8 protein-coding genes are annotated in these 9,095 nt (G+C 41.7%); 7 read left to right on the forward strand and 1 reads right to left on the reverse strand.

The genetic code is table 11. From position 1 onward, the window contains the following. Positions 1-57: 57 nt before the first annotated feature. Positions 58-618, reverse strand: coding sequence for a ricin-type beta-trefoil lectin domain protein (locus VHA01S_RS01890; protein ID WP_023402654.1), 561 nt, complete (start codon positions 616-618; stop codon positions 58-60). A gap of 472 nt (positions 619-1,090) precedes the next feature. On the opposite strand from VHA01S_RS01890, the gene VHA01S_RS01895 reads away from it, so the two are divergent. From VHA01S_RS01895 to VHA01S_RS01925, 7 genes are all read left to right on the forward strand, one after another. Next, positions 1,091-2,254, forward strand: a complete 1,164-nt coding sequence (locus tag VHA01S_RS01895) for a TroA family protein (RefSeq protein ID WP_039969992.1) — start codon at positions 1,091-1,093, stop codon at positions 2,252-2,254. Next, a complete protein-coding gene (locus tag VHA01S_RS01900) occupies positions 2,254-3,336 on the forward strand; it encodes a FecCD family ABC transporter permease (RefSeq protein ID WP_240432730.1) in 1,083 nt (360 codons plus the stop codon). Before VHA01S_RS01895 ends, VHA01S_RS01900 begins: the two co-directional genes overlap by 1 nt. After that, positions 3,336-4,082 carry an ABC transporter ATP-binding protein gene (locus tag VHA01S_RS01905; RefSeq protein WP_023402657.1) on the forward strand — a complete coding sequence of 249 codons (747 nt, stop codon included), beginning with the start codon at positions 3,336-3,338 and terminating at the stop codon, positions 4,080-4,082. The genes VHA01S_RS01900 and VHA01S_RS01905 overlap by 1 nt, the downstream gene beginning before the upstream one ends. A gap of 280 nt (positions 4,083-4,362) precedes the next feature. Beyond that, a complete protein-coding gene (locus tag VHA01S_RS01910) occupies positions 4,363-5,049 on the forward strand; it encodes a response regulator transcription factor (RefSeq protein WP_023402658.1) in 687 nt (228 codons plus the stop codon). A 3-nt stretch (positions 5,050-5,052) separates the two neighbouring features. After that, positions 5,053-6,321: a sensor histidine kinase gene (locus tag VHA01S_RS01915; RefSeq protein ID WP_023402659.1), complete on the forward strand. Its 1,269-nt coding sequence runs from the start codon at positions 5,053-5,055 to the stop codon at positions 6,319-6,321. Positions 6,322-6,724: 403 nt separating this feature from the next. Further along, positions 6,725-8,119: a TolC family outer membrane protein gene (locus tag VHA01S_RS01920; protein ID WP_023402660.1), complete on the forward strand. Its 1,395-nt coding sequence runs from the start codon at positions 6,725-6,727 to the stop codon at positions 8,117-8,119. A gap of 165 nt (positions 8,120-8,284) precedes the next feature. Further along, positions 8,285-9,040 carry a SapC family protein gene (locus VHA01S_RS01925; protein ID WP_023402661.1) on the forward strand — a complete coding sequence of 252 codons (756 nt, stop codon included), beginning with the start codon at positions 8,285-8,287 and terminating at the stop codon, positions 9,038-9,040. Positions 9,041-9,095: the final 55 nt, after the last annotated feature.

Here is a 9,095-nt window from a genome sequence, read left to right on the forward strand (position 1 = left end):
GTTCTGATAGAGTAGGAATCTATTTTTAAATTACCATCGTTCTTAACTACAATCTCCCTAACTCGCCACAACATCCCACTGCTTCAACGAATCCTCTGTTTTATCACATTCAGTCAACTTCAAAGTACGCTTAACCCAAGGACCAGCTTTAATGGTTTTGGTGTCTATAGATAGACAGCGGTTTTGATCCACATCTAATCTGATGGTTTTGTCTTCTTTATTGTAATCAAACTTTTGGTGTGGGTGGTCGCTACATTCTAGTAGGGCGAATTCTGATTTTCCGGTTGCTAGTAGCACTTGCATGCATTGGTTTTCGTAGGCGTAAGAACGGATTTGTTTGGTTTGGGTGTCGTATTCAAATCTAGCGTCGTTGCTTGAGTTGTTTCTTGGTGCGTCTTTATCTTTTGATGGCGGCTTACAGGTGTGGGTGTGCATCAGTTCTGAATAGCCGCGGCCGAATGTGTCTAAGCAAAAACCGTATCCGTTGGGTTCGTCTAAGTTTTGACTAAGTGCGATGTAAGGTGCGTGGGTTGGGATGTTGAGTGCTTTTGCCGATACTTGTCCGGCAAACAAGACAAATAAAGATAGGATTGAAACTTTTAAAACTGAAGTGTTCATATAATGCCCTTTAAACAGTAATGGGTTTCTGAAAAATACGTCAAATAATAGCTTGTTGAATACGATGTAATTCTAACTAAATGAGAGTGCTAAGCAGTTCGATTTGCAACTAGATTTTGCAAGCATATCAGAATATTTTAGGGCGACTAGTGATTAGTGATTTCCCTTTTAGTTGTGTGAGTGTTCGCGCAAATTTACGTTTCTCTACATTGTAACTTATTGTTATAAAAATAGTTTTCTTGCTCGTCGTTATCATTCAAATCGCGTTTTTGAACTCATTATTAAACTATTCTTCTTAAGGCATTTATTGTCGGTCTAAGCTACTTACTTAATCAATATGCAGTAGAGATCTGTGATTTATTCAAATACTGCAATCATTGGTTGATCTGTGTCACGTGGTTACAATTGTTTACAACTTAATTGAAAGTGATTATCATTCCCAAACTGTCACCCAAAGCGAATGCAAATCATTATGAAAAACTCTATTGTTAAGCGCCTATTACTTACTGGTTTGGCGTGCCTACTTTCTTCTCCAGTAGCTTTTGCTGATACGTTTCCTGTTACCGTCACTGATGTTGCAGGACGAACTATCACTATCGATCATGAACCGAAGAATATTGCTATTTCAACCGGTCGAGTTTTTCCGCTATTAGACATCGTTTACCAACAAGAAGCGGCTGCGCATTTAGTGGCGTGGCGTGATGATATGCGTACTTCTGCGCCGAGTATGTATGCTAGCTATGTTAAAGATTACCCAAAACTTAAAGATTTAACGCAACTCGGCAAAATTAAATCGGGTGAGTTTGATGCTGAGCGTTTTATCCAAATGAAGGACAAGCCTGATTTATTTATTGTTGATATCGTGAATGTGAAATTGGCAGAAGAAGAAGGTTTGTTTGATAAGTTAGAGCGAGCTGGCATTCAAGTGTTAGTGGTGGATTTTCGTGAAAACCCGCTTAAAAATACGGTGCAGTCTGTAACGAGTGTAGCGACAGCGGTAGGGCGTCATGAACAAGGTCAGAAGTTTGCAGCTTACTATCAGAAACACTTAGATAACTTGTTAGCCGGTCTTGCTAAAGTGCCCGCCAGCGAACTAAATAAAAAGGTGTTTATTGAGCGCTCTGCGGGTAAACGTGAATCATGTTGTGAAACATTTGCTGCCGGTAACATGGGTGATTACGTTCCATTTTTAAAGGCGGTCAATATTGCGGATAAGCCATTAAAAGGTGCGTTTTCTGGGAACATGTCAGCGGAAAGCCTCATCATTGCTCAGCCTGATATCTACATCATGCAAACAACAGGTTGGGTGGATAAAAATGGCGATCCTAAAGCGGGGATCCCACTTGGCTATAACCCAAATGAAGACGCCATCATATCGGCAACGAATAAGCTGTTGCAACGCACATGGATGAGACCGACTCCTGCGTATCAGAACAAACAGGTCTACTCTATCTATATGCCGTTTTATAACTCTCCATACAATCTTGTGGCTTTAGAGTATTTCGCAAAATGGTTTTATCCAGAGCAATTCAAGAATTTAGATCCTGAGCAGACGTTTGAAGAGATGAATCAAACATTAGCTAACCGCACCGTGACTGGCATCTTCGGCCAAGACAATTTTAAGGTTATACAATAGTGAACCCACGACAGAAAACGGCGCCGCCGAGTATAGGAAGTGAGGCGGAAAGTGCCTTGGCATTTCACCGCACTCGAGAGCGAAAGAAAGTCACCATGTTGGGCGTGTTTTTTATACTCAGCATCGTTTTTCTGGTGGCCGATATATTGATTGGCTCGCAGGGCCTAACGTTATCACAAGTGCTTAATGGTATTTTTTATCCAAAGAATAGCGATTTAGCCACACAAATCATCATCTGGGATATTCGCATGCCGATGTCTCTGATGGCGCCATTTGTTGGCGCAGCACTGGCACTTGCGGGCGCGCAGATGCAAACCACACTGAACAACTCACTGGCTGACCCATATACCTTTGGTGTTTCTGCGGCGGCAGGCTTTGGCGCGGCACTGGTGATCATGAATATTGTGGCGGTGCCGTTTATTCCCGTGGAATATCAAATTGCGACGATGGCATTCATTATGTGTTTATTAACAACGCTTTTGATTGCGGGCATTTCATCAATGAAACGTATTTCAATTGAAGGTGTGATGTTATTCGGGGTGGCCATCATGTTTGCATACGACGGTATGCTGACCATGATGCAGTACTCAGCGTCAGAGACTCAATTGCAAACATTGGTCTTTTGGCAAATGGGCTCGTTAGATAGAGGCAGTTGGCAAAAAATCATTGTGTTAGCCATTTTAATCCCAACTGTGCTAGTGATTATGATGAAAGATTCATGGAAGCTATCATCACTTAAAATTGGTCAAGAGCGCGCAGAGTCTATGGGTATCAATGTGAATCGCCTGCGCAACAAGACCTTGCTGTTAGTGTCATTAATCACCTCAATATCAGTGGCCTTTGTTGGTGCGGTGGGTTTTGTGGGTTTAGTCGCCCCGCATATTGCACGAATGATATTGGGCGAAGATCAACGCTATTTCTTGCCGGCATCCGCACTTCTTGGCGCGGTATTACTTGAAGTGGCTTCCATTGCCAGTAAATCGATTATGCCGGGGCAAATTCTTCCGTTAACGGTAATGATGTCAATCATTGGTGTTCCATTCTTTATTTACTTAATCATCAAAAAGGGCGGCAGATTTTAATGGGACTTAAAATTAGCAATATATCCGTATCTTTTGCTGGCAACACAATTTTAAATGATCTGAGTATTCCGGAAATTCATTCAGGAGAAATGGTTTCACTTATTGGTAAAAACGGGGCAGGCAAGTCAACGCTACTAAAGCAAATGACCAAGCTGATTCGCTTAAATCCCAAGTCTGTGACTCTTGATGATAAGCCGTTAGTTTTAGGCGATATTGGTTATTTACCGCAAGATCATAGGATCTCAGCCAGTATCACTGTGGTAGAGCTTTTAATTACGACCATGCATGTGGGTGTCAGCTCACTTTTTACCCGAGCGCACAGCGCCGAAAAAGCCTTAGCTTTGTTAGAGCAAGTGGGCATCATTCATCTTGCCAACAAACTGTGTACTGAACTCTCTGGCGGTGAAAGCCAAATGGTTGGCCTAGCGCAAGCGGTGATCAATCAGCCGAAAGTGCTGATTCTTGATGAGCCAACCTCAGCATTAGACATGAGTAACCAGTTAAAACTGCTGGAATACGTGAGAAGCTATACAGTAGATAATAACGCTTGCGTATTGATGGTGGTGCATGATTTAAACCTAGCTATTCAATACTCGCATAAAGTGGCGGCATTACATGATGGTCAGCTGTTTATTTATGGCGAACCGAAAAAAATCATCGACCAACAACTGATTCAAGATGTGTTTAATGTTAATTCGCAAGTTATCCAACTTGAAGATCATCCCGTTGTTGTGGTGCGTCACTAATCACAAGCTGAAATAGCCATACTTAGGTGTATTTGTTTTCTCTAAAACAGTAATCGCCAACTCTTCAATATAGTGCTCCGCTGAGTTTCTACCTGAAACTAGCCGGAGCAGAATCTACCCTCCCATATCTTATATATAATCTTGGATTCGCCTTGAGGCGCATGTTTTTTAGCCTTAACCTAGGATTAACCAGTTTAGAGTTAAGTTAATGCTATGTATGCTGGGATAAATTCCCTAGCAGTGCATTTCTCTACAAATTATAAAAGGTAAGCGGGTCACTATGGGTTTAGAACATTGTCAGTTGTTGTTAGTCGAGGACGATTTGGATCTGGCGACAGCAGTTATTGATTATTTAGAGTTGGACTCTATCTCTTGTGACTACGCGACCAATGGTTTATCTGGCCTGAATATGATTAAAGAGAATCATTATGATGCGGTCATTCTAGACTTAAATTTGCCCAAAATGGATGGCCTAGAAGTATGCTCAAACCTGCGAGCGCAAGGCTACGATATACCCATTCTAATGCTCACTGCTCGCGATACTCTGGATGACAAACTGAAAGGCTTTTCCAGTGGCGCGGATGATTATCTGGTGAAGCCGTTTGCGTTAGAAGAATTAGTGGCGCGCATACAAGTATTGTCACGTCGTCGCAGTGGCGAAGTCAATAAACTCACCGTGGACGACTTAGAGCTCGACCTTAAAGCAGAAACGGCGACTCGAGCAGGGAAGAGCTTAAAGTTGTCTCCAACCGGTTTTAAAATACTGGCCGCTTTAATGCGAAAAACACCGAATGTGATTAAGCGTGAAAAACTAATGCAAGTAGTGTGGGGTGATGATCAGCCAGACAGCAATAGCTTAAAAGTGCACATGTTTAATCTTAGAAAAGCGGTAGATAGCCAGTCGGACCATAAACTGATTCATACTGTCACTGGGCAAGGTTTTGCGCTTCGACGAGAGAGCAACTAACCTATGAAAATTCGTGCTAGCCTAAGATTGTATGTTGCCGTTGCCATGTTTTTATCCGGCACATTGCTGGTGGCGGGCATGTCTACGGTAGCGGTGAATTATTTCTTTTATGGATTGGATACTTCATTAACCACCTTCATGCGCTCGGAAGCGTTCGAATTTGATGCAGAAGATGGTAAGCCTTATCAAGTGCAAGAGATGACGATTGCAACACGCTGGCAAGATTTACCTGAATTAATACAAAACCGCTTTAAAGATGTCCATCTAGAAAACGGTAAGTTAGCTAAGAAAATTGATGGCATTCCTATCTTAAAAGTCCCCACTGTTCGAGATTTTTTAATGAAGTTGGAACGTGATGGTAAGCTTCGTTATATTTCTATCTCTTTTGATGATGGCGATGTAAAGCGTTCCTTAGCTGAAGAACGTCCTAAATTTCTTTATATCTTACTGTTTGCGTTAGCGGCAATTACCTTATTTGGTGTGATATTGCTTATCATGCTTAAGCAGGTGTCAGAGCCTGTTCGTCAGCTGCGTAACTGGGCAAAAAGGTTGGACAAAAAGCAGAAAAACGAACCCACGCCCAACTTTCAATACAGTGAGCTTAATGTGTTGGCAGAGATCATTGAATCTAGCTTGAATTCAGTACAAGAAAGCGTCACCCGCGAAAAAGAATTTTTAGGTTATGCCAGCCATGAACTGCGCACGCCCATTGCAGTAACTCGTAGTAATGCTGAATTGCTACAAAAAATGATTGAGCGAGGTATCAATACGGATAAACAGCTGCAAGTATTAGATAGAATCCGCCGTGCTTCCTTTACTATGACAGATCTAACTGAAACCTTGCTGTGGCTAAATCGTCAAGAACACAAACAGCTTGCTGAAGAATCGATTGTATTAGGTGATTTGGTGTTTCAAATTCAATCTGAGTTGCGCTATTTACTGGAAGGTAAGAGCGTTAACGTCAGCATAAGCCATGATTCTACAATGCTAAGTATACCGCCAGGCTTGGGACGAATCGTGATTACCAATATTATTCGTAATGCCTTTCAACATACTTATGAAGGTGATGTTGTTATTGAACAAAAACAACAAAGCTTACTTATTACCAATCATAATTATTCAGATAATGATAACCAACATGACTTAGGGTTTGGTCTTGGCTTGCAATTGACTGACCGATTGATCAAACAATATGGTTGGTATTATAAAAATGAAACGCTGTCAGATGGACGACGTGTAGAAATTCATTTTGATCATCAGCAAACTACATAAGTTTTCAAATCTAATGGTTATGCAATATTGAAGAATAAGAAACCGTGTCGGTTAAGGAATGCCGCTAGGATTTAATAATGTATTTTCTGTTTTGTCATAAGATATTCTAAAAAATTTGAACTCTTTTACTTTATTGTCAGATCAACTCTTATCCCTGCTTTATCCTATCTGTAATCAATTAGTTAGTCGATTTTACCTGTTATGCGCTACAAACAAAGAATAACTAATTCCTTGTTTCTGTAAGGGTATTTCTAAGTGTTAATAATAAGTATTATTTTTTGTGTGATTTTGTAAAACCTGCATATACTTCGTAGAGAAGTAAATCAAGTTTGCTCATAGAAGAGCGAGCATTTACATAATCATAGACAGATAAAATGCTCATTTAGATGCAGGGATGGATTAAATGATTAGGAAACTCCTCAGCGTAGTTACGCTTGGGGCTTTGGCCTCAAGTGTGAGTGCAGAGAACTTGCTTGATATGTACCAACAAGCGTTGGAACACGATCCTATTTATCGTGCAGGTATTGCCCAGCATGACGCAGATAGAGAAGTGTACGATCAAGCACTGGCTTTTCTACTTCCTACCTTAGATCTAGAGCTGAGTCATACTCAGACTTATCAAAAAATAATCAGCACAGATAATCCGATTCTCTCTTCGCGGGATTCAACGGATTACCCAACCAATGAGCTGAACCTCTCTCTTACTCAATCGATATACAGCTACAGCAATTGGGCTGCTTTTTCGCAAGCAAAACAAGATGTGAAAGGGGTAGCTGCTGAGCTAGAAGGGGTGCGACAAGAGTTAATGCTGCGAGTGGCTACTGCTTATTTTAGCGTGTTAAAAAGACGTGACACCTACTTAGGCATCAACGCCGAAGTGAAATCGTTAGAGCAAGTAAACGAATTTGTAAAAACCCAAGCTGCGAATGGTCTTGCTCGTAAAACAGATGCATTGGATGCCGAAGCTCGATTGCTGCAAGCGCAGGCGCGTAAAATTGAAGTAGGAAACTCACTGCGAGATTCGTTGCAAGGTTTGTATGAAATTACCGGCTATATTCCGCCAAATATGGCAACGCTTGGAGAAGAGCTGATATTAGTCAAGCCTGATCCTTTTCAAGTGGAAAGTTGGCTAACCAGCGCGCAAAAAAATAATCCTTCTATTATTGCAAAACAAAGTGCCCTTGAGGCGGCGCGTGAAGATATCCGCAGCCAAAAAGGTGGGCATTATCCTGAGCTTGATTTAGTGGCCAATTACAACATTACCGAAGTCAACGGCACCTTGTTTGATGGGAAAAGTGAGATAGAAACCGCTGACGTAATGCTACGTCTTAAAATCCCAATCTATGCCGGCGGCTCAGTGTCATCTCGAGTTCGAGAAACCGAGTCTCTTTACCATAAATCGCGTAACGAGCTAGAGCAAACTTGGCGTCAAACCTCACGTGAAACGCACGATGCCTTTACTGGTGTAACCAGCTCAATTAGTAAAGTTGAAGCACTGAAAAAATCAGTAGAAGCGTATGAATCGGCAGTGGATTTTAAAGAACAATCTTTTGAATCAGGTGTGGCGACCAGTATTACTGTGTTAGATGCGGTTCGCGATTTATTTATTGCCCGCACCGAATATTCCGCTGCTCGTTATGACTATCTTTATAACCACTTACGACTCAAACGAGCCGTAGGCACGCTGACAGAGTTTGATCTGCAGCAGATAAACAACACGCTGCAAGGAAAAGAGGTACCAACAGATTTAAGTGTTCTAGATGAGGACCTAGAGATTTCTAGGTTGATGTTGTACTAGGTTGAGCGGTCATTATTTAGCGTAAGTAAATCGCTTAAATAAGCAGTTTTAGCTCAACAAAATTTTCTTTCAACAGGCTATTTTCTCAACCTAGAGAAAGTGTTCGTTCATAACGGCAAGGCGTGCTGAGAGAAGAAGTATTTTACCGATGAAAAGGAGTTCAATGTGGCTACTCAATTATTGATTTATGGACAGGTCGAAGCGGTTAACAAAAAGCGTCATCAAGATTGGTCGATTAAGGCTGAAAATAACTATGATTTCGCAAAAAACGTCAACTCAGTACCACTGATGGCGGCTGAGTTTCCACATGCCGCGCAAGACTATGCCATTGTGTTTGCGGGAGAAGGCGATCAAGTACTCCCTGTGGTGATTATGGGGATCAAGCAAGATCAAAACTTATACGTCAACGATCAAGGGCAATGGGTGGCTAAATACGTCCCTGCGTTTGTTCGTCGTTATCCGTTTGTGTTTGCCAGCACTGATGAGGGCGAAACTCTTACTTTATGTTTGGACGAGTCTTACTCTGGCTGTAATAAAGAAAACCAAGGCGAACGTCTGTTTGATGGCGATGGCGAGCAGACTCAATACTTAACAAAAGTGCTGAGCTTCCTACAAGATTATCAAAGCCACTATCAACGTACACAAGCCTTTTGCAAGAAACTCGCAGAGCTTGATTTGTTTGAAGATATGGGCGCGAAATTTACTCTGCCGACAGGCGAAGAGCGCACCCTAACAGGCTTTAAAGTGATCAATAAAGAGAATCTAAAAGCGTTGCAGCAAGAAGACCTATCTCAGCTGTTTAATTCAGATGGTTTGGAGCTGGTTTACCTGCATCTGCACTCGCTACGTAACCTGAATAAGATGCTGCAAAACGCAGGGTCAGAACAAGTGAATATTGATGAACATGGAAGCGTTCATTAGTCGTCGATGGAAGGGGCAACCCGATTGCCCCTTAAAGAACAAATAGATAGCACAG

This window comes from Vibrio halioticoli NBRC 102217 (assembly GCF_000496695.1).
GTDB lineage: Bacteria > Pseudomonadota > Gammaproteobacteria > Enterobacterales > Vibrionaceae > Vibrio > Vibrio halioticoli.